This is a genomic window from Butyricimonas faecihominis (genome assembly GCF_033096445.1).
GTDB lineage: Bacteria > Bacteroidota > Bacteroidia > Bacteroidales > Marinifilaceae > Butyricimonas > Butyricimonas faecihominis.
In genome coordinates this window covers 4378100-4398371 of record NZ_AP028155.1, presented here as the reverse complement: position 1 = coordinate 4398371, position 20272 = coordinate 4378100, and the positions used below count along the sequence as shown (strand labels likewise).

The 20272-nt window shown below is 44.2% G+C and carries 17 protein-coding genes; 10 read left to right on the top strand and 7 right to left on the bottom strand.

Annotated elements, in window-relative coordinates:
- Positions 1-12: 12 nt before the first annotated feature.
- Together R8806_RS18250 and R8806_RS18245 are read left to right on the top strand one after the other, a co-directional pair.
- On the top strand, positions 13-768 hold the full coding sequence (locus tag R8806_RS18250; protein ID WP_124317773.1) for a Fic family protein: 756 nt from the start codon (positions 13-15) through the stop codon (positions 766-768).
- 229 nt (positions 769-997) lie between these two features.
- Positions 998-1261, top strand: a complete 264-nt coding sequence (locus tag R8806_RS18245; protein ID WP_027201758.1) for a type B 50S ribosomal protein L31 — start codon at positions 998-1000, stop codon at positions 1259-1261.
- A 135-nt stretch (positions 1262-1396) separates the two neighbouring features.
- On the opposite strand, the gene R8806_RS18240 is transcribed toward R8806_RS18245, so the two are convergent.
- Positions 1397-2572 carry a GlmU family protein gene (locus R8806_RS18240; RefSeq protein WP_124317774.1) on the bottom strand — a complete coding sequence of 392 codons (1176 nt, stop codon included), beginning with the start codon at positions 2570-2572 and terminating at the stop codon, positions 1397-1399.
- 209 nt (positions 2573-2781) lie between these two features.
- Between R8806_RS18240 and lon the strand changes: the two genes are divergently transcribed.
- From lon to ahpF, 4 genes are all read left to right on the top strand, one after another.
- Positions 2782-5196, top strand: a complete 2415-nt coding sequence (gene lon / locus R8806_RS18235) for an endopeptidase La (RefSeq protein WP_124317775.1) — start codon at positions 2782-2784, stop codon at positions 5194-5196.
- 178 nt (positions 5197-5374) lie between these two features.
- Positions 5375-6511, top strand: coding sequence for an AAA family ATPase (locus R8806_RS18230; protein WP_124318359.1), 1137 nt, complete (start codon positions 5375-5377; stop codon positions 6509-6511).
- Between the two features lie 213 nt (positions 6512-6724).
- Positions 6725-7291: an alkyl hydroperoxide reductase subunit C gene (gene ahpC / locus R8806_RS18225; RefSeq protein WP_124318360.1), complete on the top strand. Its 567-nt coding sequence runs from the start codon at positions 6725-6727 to the stop codon at positions 7289-7291.
- Between the two features lie 87 nt (positions 7292-7378).
- A complete protein-coding gene (gene ahpF / locus R8806_RS18220) occupies positions 7379-8929 on the top strand; it encodes an alkyl hydroperoxide reductase subunit F (RefSeq protein WP_124317408.1) in 1551 nt (516 codons plus the stop codon).
- A gap of 41 nt (positions 8930-8970) precedes the next feature.
- Here ahpF and R8806_RS18215 read toward each other — a convergent pair whose 3' ends face one another.
- Positions 8971-10092 (bottom strand): AI-2E family transporter, encoded by a 1122-nt coding sequence (locus tag R8806_RS18215; protein WP_124317407.1) that lies wholly within the window; start codon positions 10090-10092, stop codon positions 8971-8973.
- A 206-nt stretch (positions 10093-10298) separates the two neighbouring features.
- Between R8806_RS18215 and R8806_RS18210 the strand changes: the two genes are divergently transcribed.
- From R8806_RS18210 to cydB, 3 genes are read left to right on the top strand one after another with little or no spacing between them, the layout of a single operon-like run.
- Positions 10299-10508 carry a DUF4492 domain-containing protein gene (locus R8806_RS18210; protein WP_027201765.1) on the top strand — a complete coding sequence of 70 codons (210 nt, stop codon included), beginning with the start codon at positions 10299-10301 and terminating at the stop codon, positions 10506-10508.
- Between the two features lie 4 nt (positions 10509-10512).
- Positions 10513-12063 (top strand): cytochrome ubiquinol oxidase subunit I, encoded by a 1551-nt coding sequence (locus tag R8806_RS18205; RefSeq protein WP_124317406.1) that lies wholly within the window; start codon positions 10513-10515, stop codon positions 12061-12063.
- A 29-nt stretch (positions 12064-12092) separates the two neighbouring features.
- Complete coding sequence (gene cydB, locus R8806_RS18200; protein ID WP_124317405.1) at positions 12093-13211, top strand: cytochrome d ubiquinol oxidase subunit II; 1119 nt, start codon at positions 12093-12095, stop codon at positions 13209-13211.
- A gap of 57 nt (positions 13212-13268) precedes the next feature.
- Here cydB and R8806_RS18195 read toward each other — a convergent pair whose 3' ends face one another.
- The 3 genes from R8806_RS18195 to trxA form a co-directional block, all read right to left on the bottom strand.
- Positions 13269-14684 carry an amidophosphoribosyltransferase gene (locus R8806_RS18195; RefSeq protein WP_124317404.1) on the bottom strand — a complete coding sequence of 472 codons (1416 nt, stop codon included), beginning with the start codon at positions 14682-14684 and terminating at the stop codon, positions 13269-13271.
- A gap of 20 nt (positions 14685-14704) precedes the next feature.
- Complete coding sequence (locus R8806_RS18190) at positions 14705-16360, bottom strand: SulP family inorganic anion transporter (protein WP_124317403.1); 1656 nt, start codon at positions 16358-16360, stop codon at positions 14705-14707.
- A gap of 132 nt (positions 16361-16492) precedes the next feature.
- Positions 16493-16852 (bottom strand): thioredoxin, encoded by a 360-nt coding sequence (gene trxA / locus R8806_RS18185; protein WP_229782956.1) that lies wholly within the window; start codon positions 16850-16852, stop codon positions 16493-16495.
- A 133-nt stretch (positions 16853-16985) separates the two neighbouring features.
- On the opposite strand from trxA, the gene R8806_RS18180 reads away from it, so the two are divergent.
- Positions 16986-17354: a YccF domain-containing protein gene (locus tag R8806_RS18180; RefSeq protein WP_124318415.1), complete on the top strand. Its 369-nt coding sequence runs from the start codon at positions 16986-16988 to the stop codon at positions 17352-17354.
- A 172-nt stretch (positions 17355-17526) separates the two neighbouring features.
- Here R8806_RS18180 and R8806_RS18175 read toward each other — a convergent pair whose 3' ends face one another.
- Positions 17527-18030, bottom strand: a complete 504-nt coding sequence (locus tag R8806_RS18175) for a TlpA family protein disulfide reductase (protein ID WP_151411529.1) — start codon at positions 18028-18030, stop codon at positions 17527-17529.
- Between the two features lie 101 nt (positions 18031-18131).
- Complete coding sequence (locus R8806_RS18170) at positions 18132-20249, bottom strand: type IA DNA topoisomerase (protein WP_124318084.1); 2118 nt, start codon at positions 20247-20249, stop codon at positions 18132-18134.
- Positions 20250-20272: the final 23 nt, after the last annotated feature.

Below are 20272 nucleotides of genomic sequence, written 5' to 3'. Positions count from 1 at the left end.
AAAAGAACGATTATGTGGCAAGAACTATGTAAAACCCGCGAAGAATACCTCGAAAGAGCGAAACTGGACACGAAAGGCTATTCGCCCCGACGGTCGGAAACGTTACTCTACGAGATTGCCCGCCTAGACGGCATGGACATTAAAAAACAGGACTTTTTCAATATCCTGAACGATATTGAGATCTCACCCAAAGTAACACGAGAAGACACGCACCGGATAAAAGACCTGAGCAACGCATTCCTTTACCTTGTTAAATGTGCGCAACAACGCAAAAGGTTCTCACTCGACTTCATTCGGGATGTCAGCGCAAAAGTGATGCAACACACGGGCAAAGAGGTGTACACGACGATCGGCGGTTACGATACCTCGCTGGGCGATTTCCGGCTGGGAGAAGAGTACTATGAAGAGGGTATCCTCGCTAATTATGCCCAGATCCCGGATATGCTGGAACAACTGTGTAAAGAGACAAATGAAAAGTTGGGGAACGTTCACGACATACTGACCGTGAAACTTGCCGCAGACTTTCACTATCGTTTCATGCACATAAAACCTTTCGGAGCCGGGAATATTACCGTCGGCCTCCTGATGATGAACTATATCCAGATGATGTTCAGGGAACCGCTCATCCTCATCCCGGGAGAAGACAAGGCAAAATATCTCGCTGCCATAAAAATGCAGAAGGACACCCCAACGCCCGAAACATTCGAACGTTTCGTGGGTGAGGAATTACTTTCCCAGCTTCGCAAAGAAGTCACCCCGCGGAAATAATATTATCCATTTCCCAATGCCGGAAGTATGTTCTGACAAGCATAAACTCCGGCATCACTTTTTAATCCAGAAACCTCCCTCCCTACTATAACTCGTGAATTTCAATCCTTTTCGCCAGACTTTTCTCGCTCTCAATTAAAAAAGTCTCTGAAATTCTTTGTGATTTATAATGAATCAACTATCTTTGCTGCCCGTTAAACTAAGGAACAATTTTAAAATTATATACGAAATGAAAAAGGGCATACATCCTGAAAATTACAGATTAGTAGCGTTTAAAGATATGTCTAATGGAACGACTACAATCACCAAGTCTACTGCTGCAACGAAGGAGACTATCGAGATCGACGGAGTTGAATATCCATTAGTAAAGATGGAAATCTCCAACTCTTCACACCCGTTCTATACCGGTAAAATTAAACTGATCGACACTGCAGGACGTGTTGACAAGTTCATGAACCGTTACAAGAACCACATGGAAAACAGAAAGAAATAATTTTTCTGATATAATACAAAAAGAGGAGATTCTAAGAATCTCCTCTTTTTGTATGGTCACAAGTTGCAGGTTGAACCTTCGGTTATGCAAGTTACAGGTTAAAAATGTAATCCTTAACCTATAACTTACCTATTTTTATCGTTCGGGATCAGCAAAAACATGCTCTATAATCCGGCGATCAACATCATGAAACGTCTTGTTCCGGCGTTTCATGACAGCCTCAGCCGTGGAAACGAACTGATTCATTTTATGCTCCGTAAACCCACTGGCTCCACCCCATGAGAAAGAAGGAACAAAATTCCGAGGAAAATCCGAACCGAAAATATTGGTCCCCACACCGATCACTGTTCCGGTGTTAATCATGGTGGAAATACCCAGTTTTGCATGGTCACCCATGATCAGACCGCAGAATTGAAGTCCGGTCCGACGGAAATGCTTGGTCTCGTAATCCCATAACTTCACCTCCACGTAAGTGTTCTTCAGATTAGAATTATTCGTTCCGGCACCAATGTTACACCATTCGCCCAGCACGGAATTCCCGAGAAAACCGTCATGCGCCTTATTCGAATAGCCAATCATCACGACGTTATTGACCTCTCCCCCACATTTGCAATACGGCCCGAGAGTCGTTGCCCCGTACACCTTGGCCCCCATCGTCAGTACCGAATGCTCACACATGGCCAATGGGCCCCGCACCAAAACACCTTCCATAATCTCGGCATCTTTACCGATATACACCGGACCACCCTCCGTGTTAATTACCGCACAACGTACAACAGCCCCCTCTTCGACGAAAACGGGATGTTCTCCATACACCTGCACGCAACTATTCAACGGGACACTCTCACGTCCTTCCGTGATCAACCGGAAATCAACCTCCAGTTCTCGGGCATTCAGAGAAAACAAATGATAAGGATAAACAACACGGGTAAACACTCCCATGTATTCTTTACGTGTAAAATCGGGTATCGTCACTGGATCAAAGGTTGCAACGTCCTGTTTACCCATTCGCACGGCGATCAGACAATCACCCTGTAATAACATCTCTCCAGCCTGCAAAGACTTGATTTCCTGAATCAATTCATCATTCGGGCATACCGAACTATTGATAAGCAAATTATCGTCTTCCACAGACAACGGGAACTTTTCCTGAAGGTAATCTTTGGTCAGATATGCAACCTTATCCCCAAACCGCTTTTCCCACTTTTCCCGGATCGTGAGAATTCCAACCCTCAATTCAGAAATCGGACGAGTAAAAGTCAAGGGCCTTAAAGTACCCCAACTTTTATCATCAAACAAAATTATTTTCATTGTGTGTTTTATATTTGCACACAAAAGTAACAAATGCATCATATTTCACAAAAAAAATCTTTGGCATAGGAATTGTCCTATTATGTAGTGGTTTATTTTTCAGCGCCTTTTTGTCAAAATGTCAGTTTTTGGAACAAGGCTAACCACGGGAAAACCGGAAATAAACCAAATGTGGAAAAGTTTAAAACAATAGAGATAAGGAGATCATAATGAATAAAATAGATTTAAAAGATATTTTACAAGAAAACTTGGCGGACGATAATCAAGATTATTTATCCATCCTTGGAGACGAGAAGGAGATGCTCAACGACCACACGGATATTCCTGACACTCTGCCAATTTTACCGCTACGGAACACAGTTCTGTTCCCCGGTGTCATAATTCCTATAAATATTGGTAGGGAAAAGTCACTGAAACTCATCCGGTACGTGTATAAAAGCAGCGTACCCTTCGGTGTTATTGCCCAGAGAGACACCAACACGGAAAATCCCAAACTGGAAGACCTATACACGATAGGTACAGTTGCCACCGTCTTGAAGATATTGGAAATGCCGGATGGAACAACGACGGCTATCATACAAGGCAAAAAGAGATTCGAACTTGATGATATCCTGTACGATGAACCCTATCACGTGGGAAAAATCATTGTTAAACAAGAGGACACGATCACGGAAGAAGATCAAGAGTACAATGCTATCGGAGAGGCTTTAAAAGACATGGCCTTGAAGATTGTAAAATATTCCAGCAACATCCCGAACGAGGCAGGATTCGCTTTGAAAAACATCGAGAGCATGTTATTCCTGATCAATTTCATTTCTTCGAACACGGATATTGACTACCGGAATAAACAGGAATTACTGGAAATTGACATCCTGAAAGAACGGGCAACTAAATTACTGGAACTTTTGGGCAAACAGGTCAAAATACTGGAACTCAAAGAGGACATCCAGAAAAAAGTGAAAGTCGATCTGGATAAACAGCAACGGGAATACCTACTCCACCAGCAGATGAAGACTATTCAGAACGAACTGGGAACTAACCCGGTGGATGAAGATCTTCAAGAACTGGAAGAGGCAGCCAAAAAGAAGAAGTGGGGAAAGAACGTACAGGAAATTTTTGAAAAGGAACTTCAAAAACTAAAACGCCAAAATCCCTCCACCCCGGACTATTCCGTGCAATTCAATTACGTGAAAGAATTGACAGAGTTACCTTGGGAACATTATTCCGAAGACAATTTCGACTTGAAGAAAGCCTCCGAGATTCTGGATGCCGATCATTACGGACTGGATAAAGTGAAAGAGCGAATTCTCGAATACCTCGCCGTACTGAAACTGAAAGGAGATATGAAATCTCCAATTCTATGCCTGTACGGCCCTCCGGGAGTCGGTAAAACCTCTTTGGGAAAATCTGTCGCACGGGCCCTTAACCGAGAGTTCGTACGTATGTCATTGGGAGGCTTACACGATGAATCCGAAATCCGGGGACACCGTCGTACCTATATTGGAGCCATGCCCGGACGAATCATCCAAAGTATCAAGAAAGCCGGCACGTCAAACCCCGTGTTCATACTGGACGAGATTGACAAAGTAGGTCAGGATTTCCGGGGTGACCCGCAGTCCGCCCTGTTGGAGGTTCTTGATCCGGAACAGAACACGACCTTCCATGATAACTACCTTGATATTGACTATGATTTATCGAAAGTCATGTTTATCGCTACGGCAAACGATATTTCAACGATTGCCCCCCCACTAAGGGATCGCATGGAAATGATCGAAGTAAGCGGTTATCTCATGGAAGAAAAAATAGAGATTGCCAAACGGCATTTGATACCCAGACAATTGGTGAATCACGGGTTAAAAACAGAACAAATCGAGTTCACGGATGATATATTAAATTTCATCATCGACAAATACACCCGAGAATCGGGAGTACGGGGATTGGATAAGACTTTGGCAAAGATCATGCGTCAAGTGGCAAAGCACGTGGCTCTGGACTCGTCTTTCACGATTAAACCGACAAAAACAACCGTGGAAGAATACCTAGGTACCCCTATCTTTACCCGGGAAGAATACCAAGGTAACGAATTACCCGGAGTGGTTACCGGCTTGGCATGGACAGCCGTGGGCGGTGAAATTCTTTACGTGGAATCGAGTATCAGCAAGGGCAAAGGCGCCCTAACCATGACAGGGAGCCTCGGTGATGTGATGAAAGAATCTGCCACCTTGGCATTAGAATACATTAAATCGCACGCCGAAGAACTAGGCATCCAGCCCTCAGCCGTGGAAGAACACAATATCCACATTCACGTGCCGGCAGGTGCCGTACCGAAGGATGGTCCCTCGGCGGGTATCACCATGGTCACCTCGTTAGCCTCATCGCTAACCGGAAGAAAGGTAAAGAAAGCCCTCGCCATGACCGGAGAAATCACGTTGAGAGGTAAAGTTCTCCCCGTGGGAGGCATCCGGGAGAAGATCCTAGCTGCCAAACGTGCCGGAATCAAAGAAATCATCCTTTGCAGGGAAAACAAAAAAGACATTGACGAGATTAAAAAAGAATATGTCAAAGGCATTAAATTCCACTTCGTTGACCACATTCGGGAAGTATTGGACATTGCCTTGATCTAAAAGGAATCTACCCATTTTGAAGTGCATCTTAAAAAACAAGTTTCATTTTTAAGATGCACTTCGTTTTTTACCCCCCTCTCACATGATAATACTATCTATTTTAGACTATCTAAAACAGATAGTCTAAAATAGATAGTATTAGAATTAATTCGTATCTTTGTAGGAAATAATAGAAGTCATGGAAAAAATTATAAATCCCTTTTTAATAAAAGGATATGCAGGCAAAGAGCTGTTTTGCGACCGGGAACAAGAACTTGACATTTTATACAAAAACGTATGTAATGGAGTTGATACAACACTTATATCCCCTCGAAGAATAGGTAAAACCGGCTTGATTCTACGTTTTTTCGATTATTTGAAGGAGAAAGCATGGGGAGAATGCGTGTACGTGGATATTTATGCATCCCGCAACCTAGAAGATCTTGTCCGCTTATTGGCAGAAGCCATATTGCTAAAATTTCCGGAGAAAACAAACATCGGAAAACGTTTCATGACTTTTTTGAAAGGATTACGCCCACTGATCGGCTACGACGCATTGACAGGGGAACCACAAGTACAAATCGTGTATCAAATGGCACAGGAAAAAGAGAACACGTTAAAAGGTGTTCTTGATTTCTTAGACAGCCAAAATGTGAATATCGTGTTGGCAATTGACGAGTTCCAACAGATAACGGAATACCCCGAACAAAACATGGAAGCTTTATTGCGAACATATATACAACAACTTAAAAATATACGATTCATTTTTAGCGGAAGCCAGCGGGCAATGATGTTGGAAATATTCTCGAATGCCAACCGACCTTTCTTTGCCAGTACACAATACCTCGCTATAGAAAAAATCCAGCAGGACGTGTATGCTACGTTCATTACTGATTTATTTGAACGTTACGGAAAACAAATAGACCCGAATTGTGTTGCAGAAATTCTCAACTGGAGCAGAAGGCATACATTTTACACGCAAAGTTTATGTAACCGAATTTTTGCCATGGGTACATCCCACGTGACAACAGAACAAGTAAAATGGGCTTGCTCTGATCTATTGGAACGTAATGAACCTGTTTTCTTGCAATATCGTCAACTATTGACTCCAATTCAGTGGAATTTTTTAATTGCCATTGCCAAAGAACACGAAGTCAAACAAATCTCAGCACAACATTTTATCAGTAAATATGGAATCGGTTCACCCGCCAATGCAAGACGATTGGCAAAAGCAATGATCGAAAAAGAGTTAGTTCTCGAAACCGTGGATAAAACTGGGGTGACGTACCAAGTCTATGATGTATTTTTTTCAAGATGGTTAGAACGTGAATATTAATTGTTGTGACCGAACAGCCCTAGTGAATTATAAATAAAATAGTAGTGAGCAAAAGATAATGCATACTAATAATCAAGTAATTACTTTTGCTTATTAGTTTTACCTATCCATATATAGAATAATTCAATTAAATTTTTTGTTTCAATAAAAATAAATGATATATTTTTGTATCGAGAAAATAAAAACAAGAATCAATTATAAAAATAAAAAACAATGGAACCAATTATCAATTCACAACTTCCTGAGTTCAAAGTTCAGGCATTTCACAACGGAGAGTTCAAAACAGTAAGTAACGAAGACGTAAAAGGCAAGTGGGCAATTTTCTTTTTCTATCCTGCAGACTTTACCTTCGTTTGCCCGACCGAATTGGTTGACGTGGCAGAGAAATACGAACAATTCAAAGCCATGGGAGTAGAAGTTTACTCTGTAAGCACGGATTCTCATTTTGTACACAAAGCATGGCATGATGCCTCTGAAAGCATTCGCAAAATCAAATACCCGATGTTGGCTGACCCGACCGGAGTATTGAGCCGTGCCTTCGGGGTGATGATCGAGGAAGACGGGATGGCTTATCGCGGAACATTCGTGGTAAACCCGGAAGGAAAGATTAAAATTGCAGAAATCCACGACAACAACATCGGACGTAACGCTGACGAATTACTTCGAAAAGTTGAGGCCGCTCAATTCGTGGCAGAACATCCGAACGAAGTTTGCCCAGCAAAATGGAAAAAAGGTGCAAACACACTGAAACCGAGCATTGATTTGGTTGGTAAAATTTAAATAGTTCAAAGTTTAGAGTTTAGAATTTAAAGTGAAAAACATTCTAAACTCTAATTTTTTACCCTTTAACCTCTAAACTTCATTTATATGCTAGATACCTCTTTAAAAGACCAACTTAAAAATATTTTCGCCGTTTTAGAGGCTCAATACACGTTGGACATCGCCGTGGCTCCTCAACACGAAAGTCGTCAGGAATTAACGGAAATGTTGGCTGACGTGGCAGAATGTTCAGATAAAATATCTTGCCGGATTAAAGAGGGAAAAGAACTGGAATTCTCTTTACTGAAAAACGGAGAACCCACAGGCATCAAATTCCGGGGAGTCCCCAACGGACACGAGTTCACCTCCCTCCTACTTGCCATCATGAATGCAGACGGGAAAGGGAAGAATTTTCCGGATGAGACCATCTGCAACCGGGTGAAAGCATTGAAAGGTCCCATACACCTGACAACTTACGTATCTTTAACTTGTACCAACTGTCCGGATGTCGTACAAGCGCTGAATGCCATGGCTACTTTAAACCCGCAAATCCATCACGAAATGGTCGATGGGGCAATCTACCAAGATGAAGTAGAAAAATTAAAGATACAAGGAGTACCTTCCGTGTTCGCGGATGGAAAACTCATCCATGTCGGAAGAGGGGAATTCGGTGAATTATTAAACAAACTTGAGGCTCAATACGGAATAGAAGAAAACACGTTAGAGGTAAAAGAAAAAAGTTATGATGTCATCGTTCTAGGAGGAGGACCGGCAGGATCGGCAGCCGCCATTTACTCCGCACGCAAGGGTTTGAACGTGGCCGTCATAGCGGAACGTATCGGGGGACAAGTCAAAGAAACCGTGGGGATTGAAAACCTGATTTCCGTACCGGAAACAACAGGTAATCAATTGGCAGACAATTTACGGACACATTTACAATGTTACCCGATTGACCTGCTGGAACATCGGCAGATTGAAAAAATAGCATTAGAGGATAAACAAAAAATACTTTCCACGGCTACCGGGGAGAAATTCTCCGCACCGGCTGTTATCGTAGCTACCGGAGCCAGTTGGAGAAAACTGAACGTATCAGGTGAGGCCGAGTATATCGGTAGAGGCGTCGCGTTCTGCCCGCATTGTGACGGGCCATTCTACAAAGGCAAACACGTTGCAGTTGTAGGAGGGGGCAATTCAGGGATAGAAGCTGCCATTGATTTGGCAGGAATATGTTCAAAAGTTACCGTATTGGAATTTTTGGACAATTTAAAGGCCGATCAAGTGTTACAGGAAAAACTAAAAAGCTTACCCAACGTGGAAGTCTTTGTCAATTCGCAAACACTTGAAGTTATCGGCAACGGGGATAAGGTAACAGGCATCCGGGTAAAAGACCAGACCACCGAAGAGGTTCGTACCATTGAATTGGACGGAATTTTCGTTCAGATCGGTTTAATGCCTAATAGCGGCGTTTTCCGGGAAGTCGTCGACACGAATCGAATGGGAGAAATCGCCATCGACACGTATTGCCGCACAAATATTCCGGGAATCTATGCCGCGGGAGATGTCTCCACCGTTCCCTACAAACAAATCATCATCGCCATGGGAGAAGGAGCAAAAGCCGCACTTTCTGCTTTTGAGGATCGGATGCGAGGGGTGATTTGAACTAAAAGATAAAAGTTAAAAACTAGAAGTTAACCACACTTCTAGTTTTTTTTATTTTCATCTTCCAAGCCTTTGGTCAATGACTTGACCAGTTTATACTTATTAAAGAATTCCCTCAATATTACCCGCAAAACCGTATACCCCGGTATCGCCAAGATCATTCCCGGTATACCTGCCAGATTTCCCGCAATCAGTATCACCAAAAAGATCTCCATCGGGTGAGCGTGAACACTATTCCCGTAAATTAAAGGCTGTAACACCACGTTATCAATCAACTGGGTAATAATGAAAACGATACTCATGTATATCAACAAGGGAAATACCACCGTGTAGAAATCGACATCCACATTCGTCGCAATCCCGACAGACAATCCGAAAGCCGCCCCGATCAGAGGCCCGATATAAGGAATTACATTCGTAATTCCCGTGATCAAACCAATCAGCACCGCATTATTAAACGGTAGCCCCACGATCGTCAATCCCAGTATATTCAAACCCATCACGATCAGCACCTCGAAGGTAATCCCGATAAAATAACGCATCAGTAATTTTTGAATCGAATCCAGCGCATTCCCCACGCCTTCCCCGTAACGTGTCGGCACGATGGTCAACAACATCCGGTAAAATAACTTGCTATCCTTCAGGAAAAAGAATGCCATAAACGTCACGGAAAACAAGGCTATAAAAATACTACTGATCGTACCTGCCAAAGAACCGAATATATTTTGAATCTGCGTGACATCCACCACCGACTTCAAGTTCGTCACGATATATTCCTTCACGTCCTGATTCGATTCAAGAATGCCAAACCGCTTCAACCCCTGCTCCAAATCGGCCAAAGGATCTTCCAGCTTGTTCACGATATTCGTGATACTAATATCACTCAACGACTGAAATTCTTGGCTCACTAACGGGATCACCGTATAAAAGAAAAGGATAAATACTACCCAAATACAAATCAGAGCTATCGCGGCTCGCAAACCTCCCGGTATATGATACCCCTTAATTTCCAAGCGCTCCAAACAATTCATCACCGGTCGCCCTAAAAAAGAGATGATCACGGCAATCAAGATATAAGCTATTATAGAAGAAAAATACCAACACAAAAATCCCACGACCGCCAAAGCGAACCCTCCCAGACAATATTTTCCTATATTATTCATAATTCAATCTTTACAAAGTAACAAACAACTCTCCGTTTACGACAAAAGCAACTTGACGTTACACATTTCTTACTTCAAAAATAGATAAATAAATTTATTCTATTAACACATAGGTATTATTTATGCAAAAAAAACATGGAAATCAAGAAAACATTTTTATCTTTGATTACGTTCTTTAATGGATAAATAACAAAATAAAGTCGTGTATGCTAAGAAAAGCTTGGGATCTATATTACGACGGATTCAGGAATATGCCCCGGTGGGGAAGAACTCTTTGGCTTATTATCATTATTAAGCTATGTATCATGTTTTTAGTCTTTAAACTTTGGTTAATGCCCAATTACTTGAACTCCCACTACGACAGTGCCGAGGAGAAAAGTAATCATGTTTTTGAAGAATTAACAACAAAACCTTAATATTATGCTTCTTGATCTGACAACAACCACTCTGGTGGAGTGGTCACGATGGCAATTCGCCATGACAGCAATCTACCATTACATGTTTGTACCCCTGACCTTGGGATTGGCCCTGATGCTCGCCATCATGGAAACCATGTGGGTAAAAACGGGTGATCAAAGTTGGCTGAATGCCACTAAATTCTGGATGAAACTGTTCGGTATTAATTTTGCCATCGGCGTGGCTACCGGATTAATTCTGGAATTCCAGTTCGGTACAAACTGGTCAAACTACTCTTGGTTCGTGGGGGATATTTTCGGCGCCCCGCTGGCCATTGAAGGAATTATAGCGTTCTTCTTAGAATCCACCTTCGTGGCTGTCATGTTCTTTGGCTGGAATAAAGTAAGCAAACGCTTCCATCTGGTTTCAACTTGGATGGTATTTGTCGGGGCAAACATTTCAGCTCTATGGATTCTGGTTGCCAACGCTTGGATGCAAAATCCTGTCGGCATGGAATTTAACCCACTGACGGCCAGAAATGAAATGGATGATTTTTGGGCAATTCTCTTCTCTCCCACAGCGATCAGTAAATTTACCCACACGGTAACTTCGGCCTACACGCTGTCGGCCTGTTTCGTGGTAGGAGTGAGTTCATGGTTCATCCTGAAGAAAAGGAATCTTGAATTCGCTCGTAAGAGTATCATGCTTGCCTCCGTGTTCGGGTTAATCAGTATTCTGCTCACCATGTACACGGGAGACTCCAGCGCACAGGATGTAACCAAGACGCAACCCATGAAATTCGCCGCCATGGAAGGCCTGAACGAGGGGGGTAACGGAGTAGAATTCACCGTAATCGGTATTCCGACAAACGATCCGTCATTACCGACACCCAAGATGAAAAAAATGGAATACGCGATCCATGTTCCTAAAATGCTTTCCTTCTTGGGGTATCATGATTTCAACGCCTATATTCCCGGTATTCAAAATATTTTAGATGGTTACACCTCACAAGAAGGTATTACCTATCCCTCTTTGGAACAACGTATGGCTAACGGCCGCACCGCCATCGATGCCTTGAAAACATATAAGCAAGCCGTCAAGGACGAAAACCATCCCCTTGCCGACAGCACGTTACAAGTCTTTAAAGCCAACTATTCCGACTTCGGGTACGGCTACTTGTCATCCCCGTATGACGTCATACCTCACGTGCCACTCGTATTCTTCAGTTTCCGAATCATGGTCGGCTTGGGTATGTTATTCACACTTCTATTCATTCTTTCCCTGTGGTATGCAAAGAAGAGAAAATTCGAGAAATTCAAACTCATTCCTTACTTGGCTCTTGTCTGCGTTCCCTTGGCTTACGTCGCTTCCCAATGCGGTTGGATCGTGGCAGAAGTTGGTCGCCAACCTTGGGTCGTACAGGATCTGATGCCCACGAATGTTGCCGTTACCAAAATAGCGTCCGACTGGGTAATCACCACTTTCTGGATGTTTGCCATACTTTTCACCATCCTGCTAATTGCAGAACTGAAAATTATGTTCCACCAGATAAAAAAGGGACCGGAAAATCATTAAAATCTAAAATCATAAATCACAAATCGCAAATGAATATGGAATTTCTTCAACATTATTGGTGGATTTTAATATCATTACTTGGCGGATTGCTCGTATTCCTGCTGTTCGTGCAAGGAGGACAAACACTATTATATACCATTGCCAAGACTGACGATGAACGCAATCTGTTGGTCAATAGTTTAGGACGTAAGTGGGAATTCACGTTCACGACATTAGTCGTGTTCGGGGGAGCATTTTTTGCCAGTTTCCCGCTATTCTATTCAACCAGTTTCGGGGGAGCTTACCTCGCTTGGATGGTCGTATTGTTCTGTTTCGTGATGCAGGCCGTTTCCTACGAGTATCGCCGGAAAGCCGGAAACCTGCTCGGGGAAAAGACCTACAATATATTCCTGATCATTAACGGGGTCATCGGCACCATCTGTATCGGTGCCGTTGTCGGCTCTTTCTTCACGGGTAACCCGTTTAAACTAGGAGAAATGAATGATGTTACATGGATGAGTCCATGGAGAGGTATCGAGGTGCTGTTCAATGTCGCAAACCTCTGTCTGGGTCTAGCCATTTTCTTCTTGGCCCGTACATTAGCCTCCCTCTATTTTATGAATAACATCAAACACGACGTGATCTACGAGAGAAGTAAAAAACAAGTATTATACAACTCCATCCCGTTCGTGATACTCCTACTTGCCTTCCTAGCCATCATCTTACTGGGTAAAGGCTATGCGATCATGGAAGATAAGAGCATCCAACTCGTCCCGTACAAATATTTCCACAACCTGCTGGAAATGCCTTTGAACACGCTTATTTTATTGATCGGTGTTATCGGAGTTTTATTCGGAATCATCCAATCCATCTTGAAACCCCATTGGAGAAAAGGGATTTGGTTTTCCGGAATCGGAATCGTCTTGGCTGTAATCGCCTTGTTTATCGTGGCAGGATTCAATAACACGGCATTCTATCCGTCATACACGAATCTCAATTCGTCATTGACCATTTACAATGCCTCATCCTCCCTCTACACGTTGAAAACCATGGCATACGTGTCTCTGGCCTCCCCGATCGTGCTGGCCTATATATTCTACGCTTGGCGAGCTCTCAACAAAAAACAGATTGATATACAGGATGTGAAAGATGACCACCATGCATATTAAGATAAAAACTTTTATCTTTCTTCTTATATGTAAAAAAGGGCTGTTTCCAGCCCTTTTTTACATATAAGAAGAATTGTCCCAACAATGGGTACAAAGCTCCTCCTTCGGCAATCCGATTGCCTTCACAATATCTTCCAGACGTTGAAACTTCAATGAATCCAACTGTAAATGTTGAGCCATCACGTCCAGCATCTTCTTGTACTTCTCCGAATCGGGATCGGTATATGGTTTCAATATCTCTTCCGTCAAATCGGAGGTACCTTCCAAATCCCGGATCACCCGACGGGTAAACAAGTCAAAATTAGAACGGGAAGAGGAAAAATTCAAGAACGCACAAGGATAAACCAGAGGCGGACAGGCAATCCGCATATGCACCTCTTTTACCCCGCATTCCTTCAATTTCACCACGTTATCCTTCAACTGGGTTCCCCGCACGATCGAATCATCTAGAAATAGAATCCGGGCATCCCGTGTAAATGCCTCGTTAGGCAACAATTTCATCTTGGCCACCAAATCCCGCATCGCCTGATTCTGTGGCATAAAACTACGGGGCCATGTCGGCGTGTACTTCACGAACGGACGCTTGTACGGCAGGCAACGGGCATTCGAGTAACCAATCGCGTGACCGACTCCCGAATCGGGTATTCCCGCCACGTAATCCACCTTCACATCATCCCGTTCGGCAATAGCCGCTCCACAACGATAACGGGCATCTTCCACGTTAATCCCCTCGTAATAAGAAGAAGGGTAACCGTAATATACCCACAAGAAAGAACAAATCTGTTTCTTGCATCCCGGAGTCGTCACTTGCGTGATCCCATCCCGGGTAATCTGCAAAGCCTCCCCCGGCTGAATATCCCGCACAATCGTGTATCCCAGATTCGTGAACGAAGAACTCTCGCTGGCCACCACGTATCCATGCTCGTTTTTCCCCAAGATAATCGGCGTACGACCATATTTATCCCGAGCCGCATAAATCCCCGTCTCCGTTAGGATCAAAAAGGAGCAAGACCCCTTGACCTTGTTATACACGTTCTCGATTCCCTCCTTAAACGTATTCCCGGCATTAATCAACATGGCCACCGCCTCTGTCGGGTTCACCGTCGAACTCGACAATTCGGCAAAATGCTTTCGTTCCTTCAGAAACTCATCCACAATCTCGTTCAAATTAGCCAAACGCCCTACCACCACGACAGCGAACCGTCCTAAATGCGAGGTCACCGTGATGGGCTGTGATTCCATATCACTGATCACCCCGATTCCCAAGTTAGACCCGGCGAAACGATCCAATTCCGGTTCAAACTTATTCCGGAAATAGGCACTCTCCAAGCTATGGATGGAGCGATTAAAATCCGTCCCGTTATAAAAAGCCAGTCCCGCACGTTTCGTTCCCAGATGAGAATGGTAATCCGTGCCATAAAACACGTCAGCAACACAATCTTTACGAGATACACAGCCAAAAAATCCGCTCATACTTCAATATCTTTTTGTAATTATTTCTCTTCAATCTTCTCTTTCGCAGCCTGTAAAGCCAAATCGAATTTCGGGTAAATATTCTCAACCCCGACAAGCTCACCTATTCCCCCCTTCAATAAATCCTTTTTCACCGATTCATTCACTCCCGACAAAACGATGTACGTACCTTCGTTCTTTAATTGAAGTATTGTCTCTCTCAAGTTCTTCAACCCGGTAGAATCCACGAAAGGCACATGACGCATACGAATAATCAGTACTTCGTAATTCACGCCTAAGTTACGAATTGTTTCGCAATATGTTTTTGCCGACCCGAAGAAAAATGGCCCGCTAATCTCGTATATCCCCAAACCTTTCGGTAGGTTCTTGTAATTTTCAAGCACATCGCTATCCATATTCGTGGCTCCGATAATCTCTTTCGGGGCGTTATCCGCCATACGTTTCATAAACAACAGGGCAGCCAACACAACCCCGATTTCAATCGCCACGGTCAAATCGACCAGCACGGTCAAAAAGAATGTCACCAGCAAAATCACCACGTCAGACATCGATGCCCGCAAAATGGAACGGAATGACCGCCATTCACTCATGTTATAAGACACCACGATCAAGATCCCTGCCAGACATGACATCGGAATCAAAGACGCCCACTTCCCGAAGAACAACATGATCAGCAACAACACCACGGCATGCGTGATACCGGCAATCGGGGTACGCCCCCCGTTCTTCACGTTAGTTGCCGTACGGGCAATGGCTCCCGTGGCAGGAATACCACCAAACAAAGGAGAGGCAATATTAGCAATACCCTGAGCTATCAACTCTGTATTCGAACGGTGATGCCCACTGATCATACCATCGGCAACTACCGCGGACAGCAAGGACTCAATAGCACCCAAAATGGCAATCGTCATGGCTGGCTGCAAGTAATGAGACAACTGTCCCCACTCGATTGACGGGAACACCGGGGTCAAATTACATTTAATCTCCCCGAACTCGGAACCGATCGTCGTCACCGCACCTTCCGGCAAGAGGAATGCCACGATAGGCGTCACCACCAATATGGCAACAAACGAACCCGGCACCTTACTTGTAATCTTCGGCATATACACCGCGATCAACACGGTCACGATCGTGATTCCCACGGCATACCAGTTCACGGTATCTATTCCCCCGAAATAAGCACCCCATTTACCAATAAAACTCCCCGGCACGTCTGCCAGTGTCAGTCCCAGAGCATTCGATATTTGCGTGGAGAAAATCGTCAAGGCGATACCGGAAGTAAAACCGACAATCAACGGGTGAGGAATAAACTTCAGTAACGTCCCCAACCGTAACATACCGAACCCGATCATGATCACCCCGGCAAATATCGTTGAAATAATCATCCCGTCCAGACCATAATCATTCACAATCCCGTAGACAATAACGATAAAAGCTCCCGTGGGGCCACCGATCTGTACCCGGCTACCACCAAAGAATGAAATGAGAAATCCGGCCACGATAGCCGTTATAATTCCCTTTTCAGGAGAAACACCCGAGGCCACGGCAAAAGCGATTGCCAACGGTAAGGCCACGATTCCTACCACGATTCCGGCAAGAACATCTTTCGATAAATTCTTCTTTACCGAACCGTCTTTAATTAATCCGAATAATTTCGGACTAAACACCTTTTCCATATTATTATACCCTTAATTTTAAAACGCACAAAGGTATATATTAATTTCAAATTCAAGGCTCCGAAATTAATAGAAATTAATAATCCCGCCATTCACAAGATTATCTCCTACAAATCAACAAATTACCCCATATCAAATATGAAATACCTGATTAAAGAAATGTTTCAATTCCCCTTTGGACACGGCCCCGCATCCCACTTGTGGCTGGCCTTCCACCGGAACAAACATCAAGGTCGGGATGCTCCGCACGTTGAAGGCCTTCACCAACTCCTTCTCCATATCGCTATCCACCTTGTAAATATCAACTTTCCCCTCGTACTCCCGCTGCAATTCTTCCAAGATCGGGGCTATGGTCTTACACGGGACACACCAATTCGTGTAGAAATCTATCACGACCGGACGCTCCCCCTCAAATCTATACACCCTCTCATTCTGATAGTCAAACACCTTCCGCTTAAAACTATCCTTTGTCAAATGCTCGATCATAGTCATATTCATTACAAGTTAATAAGTACATGAATCATACGCACAATTCTCACAACAAGTTACAAGTTCCTTTCTCCCCTGTTCCTAAATTGCATTCTTTATCGTATCTTTGGAAAATCATTATAAAACACGATAACACATGAAAATTCTTGGAAATATCATCTGGGTCCTGTTCGGCGGTTTTTTCATCGCGCTAGAATATTTTGTCTCTAGCATCGGTCTGTTCATCACGATCATCGGAATACCTTTCGGGATACAAACCCTAAAACTCGGAGTGCTGGCCCTCTGGCCTTTCGGTAGCCAAGTGGTAGACCTCCCGCAAAGTAGCGGTTGTCTTTCCTTCCTCATGAATGTCATCTGGTTTTTTATCGGGGGAATATGGATATTTCTATCCCATCTCCTTTTCGGGCTGATCTTCTGCATCACCGTCATCGGCATCCCCTTCGGCGTGCAACATTTCAAACTGGCCCGTCTGGCCATCACCCCCTTCGGTCACGACGTTGTATAGAAAAACGGGCCCCATCCCTAAGGCCCGTTCACCTGATAAAAAGCTCTAAACAATTGTCCAAAGCCAAACTAAAAATTCAGTGATCTTATTAATTTTAAATTTTAGATTGTAAATTTTAAATTCCAGTTACTTCAATCCCTCCCTCAATCCAAAATCATTAAATCTAAAATTCCTAAATTCCCTTCAACGCCTTCAGCGTTTTCTCGGTTTCAGCATTTGAAGGACGAGTCATATTCGCGTTCACCACCTTACCCTCTTTGTCCAAAAGAATAAAGCGAGGAATACCTCTGATCCCGAAAGCGGTCATAAATTCACGATCTCCGCCATTGTGTAATTGAACTCCGCCCAAACCTTGTTCCTTCACCATCTTCTCCCAAGCAGCTTTATCTTTATCGCAAGAAATACTCACGAACACGATTTTCTTCCCATGCATCTTTTTCTCCAACTCTTTCAAATGAGGAAGTTCATACTGGCAGGGTCCACACCATGTAGCCCATACATCAATATAGACATATTTACCCTTCAAGTCACTCAAGGATACTTCCTTGCCGTTAATATCCAAATACTTGAACGTGGGAGCTTGATCTCCTTCTTTTAACTCTTTTTTCTCTTGTGCATTCACCGTAACAAATGACAACAAGATCAACATGCAGGATAAATAATGTTTTAATCTCATAGCTTTTCTTTGTTTATTTTTTATTGTAACACAAAGCTAAGGATTAAAACTCAGACCTATATCACGTAAAAAAGGTTTTAAGATAGATTTAATACAACCCCTTACTTTTTATCCACGACCACCCGGAAACCATCATCCAAACGCAGAAGGCCGCTAAACGTACTACCGTCCTCATTTTTAAAGCCATTCAACGCTCCCGTTTTCCCTTTCAACACCAAAGTCTCGACTTGCTTCTGTGTTAATTTTTTCCCAAAAAATTCCATGGGGATAATAAAATCACAAGATTTCCGATACAGGCTACACCCCCAAGCCGCCCGTCCCTTGATAATCTCGCCGTTCCCGCATTTCGGACATTTCAACACGACGGGTTCTGCGGGAGCTTTCTCCTTCTTCGAGGCTTTCTTCTCTTTCGGGGTAGATTCTTTTTCCGCCTCTTCTGCCACCTCCACGGTGATCGCTTTCCGGGGAGAACACTTCACCACGTGTACCAACTCGTTCACCATCACCTTCAACTCCTCCATAAAATCCGACACGTTGTAAGTCCCCTCCTCGATCATCCGCAACTTTTTCTCCCATTGTCCGGTCAACTCGGCCGACTTCAACAAGTCATTCTGGATCGTATCAATCAGTTCAACGCCCGTGGCTGTTGCCACCAACCGCTTTTTATCCTTCCGGATATACCCTCTTTTCAATAACGTCTCGATAATCCCCGCCCGGGTAGACGGACGTCCTATCCCGTTCTCCTTCATCAAATCCCGGAGTTCCTCGTCTTCCACCTGTTTTCCGGCAGTCTCCATCGCCCGCAGCAAATCCGCCTCCGTGTAATACTTCGGCGGCTGCGTCTCCTTCTCCTGCAATTCGGGCGTGTGCGGCCCCTTTTCCCCGACCTCGTACACAGGCAACACGTTCTCATCACTCTGTTTGTTCGATGCCGCGGGAAAAACTACCCGCCAAGCCGGGTCAATAATCTGTTTTCCGGTTGCCTTGAACTCGTTCACCCCCACCTGAGCCATAACCGTCGTGTTCGCAATCTCGCAATCCGGATAGAACACCGCGATAAACCGTCGGGCCACCAAATCATACACCCGCTTTTCATCCGGGGTCATATCATAACTAAAAACTCCTGTCGGAATAATGGCATGGTGATCCGTGATTTTCTTGTCATTGAACACCTTCGGAGACTTTCGTATCTTACTCCCGTTAATAATCGGGTCGATCAACGTGACGTATGGTTTCAGCCCCTTCAAAATCCCGGGAACTTTGGGATATATATCATTCGGTAAGAAATTCGTATCTACACGGGGATAAGTTGTCAACTTTTTCTCGTACAACGACTGGATGATTTTCAAAGTCGTGTCCGCCGAGAAAGCAAACTTCCGGTTACACTCCACCTGCAACAACGTCAGGTCGAACAGTTTCGGAGGGTGTTCCATGGCCTTTTTGCGTTCCACGCTCTTGATTTCCAACTCTAAAGGTAGAATCTCCTGCATGAAAGCCTCAGCCTCCTCCTTTACCGTGAAACGTCCTTTCGTGTAAGAGAACCAGCCTCCCCGGTAATCCGTCCGTACTTCCCAGTAAGTTTCCGGTTTGAATTGCTCGATTGCTTTCTGCCGATCGACAATCAGAGCCAACGTCGGGGTCTGCACCCGCCCGATCGACAACACGTTCTTCCCGTTCCCGTAGCGCAACGTGTAAGCCCTCGTGGCATTCATCCCCAACAGCCAGTCCCCGATCGCCCGGGCTGCCCCGGCAGCGTATAGCGTGTCAAAATCCTTCGACGACATCAACTTGGCAAACCCGTCCCGGATCGCCTCTTCCGTCAACGAAGAAATCCACAACCGCATCACCGGAGCCTTGCACTTCGCCTTCGTAAGCACCCAGCGCTGGATCAACTCCCCTTCCTGCCCCGCATCACCACAATTAATCACCATCTCCGCCCGATTGAACAACTCCTCTATAATGGCAAACTGCCGTTTGATTCCCTCGTCATCAATCAACTTGATACGGAACGAGGACGGAATCATCGGCAACATACTCAAATTCCACTGCCTCCACTTCTCCGTGTACTCGTGCGGTTCCTGCAACGAACAAAGATGCCCGAATGTCCACGTCACACAATAGTCATTCCCCTCGAAATAACCATTCCGACGTACTTTGGCTCCCAGAACCTCCGCGATCTCCTTCGCCACACTCGGCTTTTCCGCTATACAAACACGCATCGATTAATTTTAGATTTAATGAT

Excerpts from the sequence above, each read along its gene's own strand:
- R8806_RS18195 (WP_124317404.1), bottom strand. The coding sequence starts at position 14,684 with ATGAGCGGATTTTTTGGCTGTGTATCTCGTAAAGATTGTGTTGCTGAC.
- ahpC (WP_124318360.1), top strand. The coding sequence starts at position 6,725 with ATGGAACCAATTATCAATTCACAACTTCCTGAGTTCAAAGTTCAGGCA.
- R8806_RS18170 (WP_124318084.1), bottom strand. The coding sequence starts at position 20,249 with ATGCGTGTTTGTATAGCGGAAAAGCCGAGTGTGGCGAAGGAGATCGCG.
- R8806_RS18215 (WP_124317407.1), bottom strand. The coding sequence starts at position 10,092 with ATGAATAATATAGGAAAATATTGTCTGGGAGGGTTCGCTTTGGCGGTC.
- ahpF (WP_124317408.1), top strand. The coding sequence starts at position 7,379 with ATGCTAGATACCTCTTTAAAAGACCAACTTAAAAATATTTTCGCCGTT.
- lon (WP_124317775.1), top strand. The coding sequence starts at position 2,782 with ATGAATAAAATAGATTTAAAAGATATTTTACAAGAAAACTTGGCGGAC.
- R8806_RS18240 (WP_124317774.1), bottom strand. The coding sequence starts at position 2,572 with ATGAAAATAATTTTGTTTGATGATAAAAGTTGGGGTACTTTAAGGCCC.
- cydB (WP_124317405.1), top strand. The coding sequence starts at position 12,093 with ATGAATATGGAATTTCTTCAACATTATTGGTGGATTTTAATATCATTA.
- R8806_RS18245 (WP_027201758.1), top strand. The coding sequence starts at position 998 with ATGAAAAAGGGCATACATCCTGAAAATTACAGATTAGTAGCGTTTAAA.
- R8806_RS18230 (WP_124318359.1), top strand. The coding sequence starts at position 5,375 with ATGGAAAAAATTATAAATCCCTTTTTAATAAAAGGATATGCAGGCAAA.
- R8806_RS18205 (WP_124317406.1), top strand. The coding sequence starts at position 10,513 with ATGCTTCTTGATCTGACAACAACCACTCTGGTGGAGTGGTCACGATGG.
- R8806_RS18210 (WP_027201765.1), top strand. The coding sequence starts at position 10,299 with ATGCTAAGAAAAGCTTGGGATCTATATTACGACGGATTCAGGAATATG.
- R8806_RS18190 (WP_124317403.1), bottom strand. The coding sequence starts at position 16,360 with ATGGAAAAGGTGTTTAGTCCGAAATTATTCGGATTAATTAAAGACGGT.
- R8806_RS18175 (WP_151411529.1), bottom strand. The coding sequence starts at position 18,030 with ATGAGATTAAAACATTATTTATCCTGCATGTTGATCTTGTTGTCATTT.
- R8806_RS18180 (WP_124318415.1), top strand. The coding sequence starts at position 16,986 with ATGAAAATTCTTGGAAATATCATCTGGGTCCTGTTCGGCGGTTTTTTC.
- trxA (WP_229782956.1), bottom strand. The coding sequence starts at position 16,852 with ATGACTATGATCGAGCATTTGACAAAGGATAGTTTTAAGCGGAAGGTG.
- R8806_RS18250 (WP_124317773.1), top strand. The coding sequence starts at position 13 with ATGTGGCAAGAACTATGTAAAACCCGCGAAGAATACCTCGAAAGAGCG.